This is a genomic window from Syntrophomonas sp. UBA1041 (assembly GCF_002316705.1).
Taxonomy (GTDB): Bacteria; Bacillota; Syntrophomonadia; order Syntrophomonadales; family Syntrophomonadaceae; genus DTU019.
Map to the genome: position 1 here is coordinate 917 of NZ_DCEA01000105.1, position 853 is coordinate 1,769.

At 61.1% G+C, this 853-nt stretch carries 1 protein-coding gene; it reads left to right on the forward strand.

All coding sequences use genetic code 11. The features are described from left to right. Positions 1 to 853, forward strand: an 853-nt coding sequence (locus B2633_RS15055; protein WP_483171587.1) for an anaerobic carbon-monoxide dehydrogenase catalytic subunit, incomplete at both ends; no start/stop codon positions are given.

Sequence of the window (853 nt, forward strand, 5' to 3'; positions counted from 1 at the left end):
CCGCCGAAAACATCAGCACCGCCTGGGAGCGCCTGACCCAGCAGCAGCCCCAATGCGGCTTCGGCGAACTGGGAATCTGCTGCCGCAATTGCAATATGGGCCCCTGCCGTATCGACCCCTTTGGGCAGGAACCGCATGAAGGGGTTTGCGGGGCCAATGCCGACACTATCGTGACTCGCAACCTGCTCCGCATGATTGCCGCCGGCGCCGCCGCCCATTCCGATCACGGACGCGATATCGCCACCACCCTCTATGAAGCCGTGCAGGGCAACGCGCCGGATTACCCGATCAAGGACGAAACCAAGCTGCAGACCCTGGCTCAGGAATGCGGTATCCCGGTGGAGGGACGCTCCGCCCGGGAAATCGCCCTGGATCTGTCCGGCCTGGCTCTGGATGAATTCGGCAGCCGCAAAGGCTGTCTGCAACTGCTGGAGCGTGCGCCCCAGAAAAGAAAAGACCTGTGGGCCAAACTGGGTATCACTCCCCGGGGCATTGACCGGGAAGTAGTGGAAAGCATGCACCGCACTCATATGGGAGTCGACACCGACTATGTCAATCTGACTTTGCACGGCTTGCGCACTTCCCTGAGCGACGGCTGGGGCGGCTCCATGTGGGCCACCGAGCTGGCCGACGTGCTTTTCGGCACCCCGCAACCGGTTAAAGGCCGATGTAATCTGGGCGTTATTAAAGCCGATCAGGTCAATATCATTCTCCACGGCCATGAACCTACTCTGTCGGACATCATTGTTTTCGCGGCCCGAGATCCGGAATTGCTGGCCCAGGCCCGGGCGGCAGGAGCCAGCGGCATCAATGTCTGCGGCATGTGCTGTACCGGCAATGAAATCCTGATGCG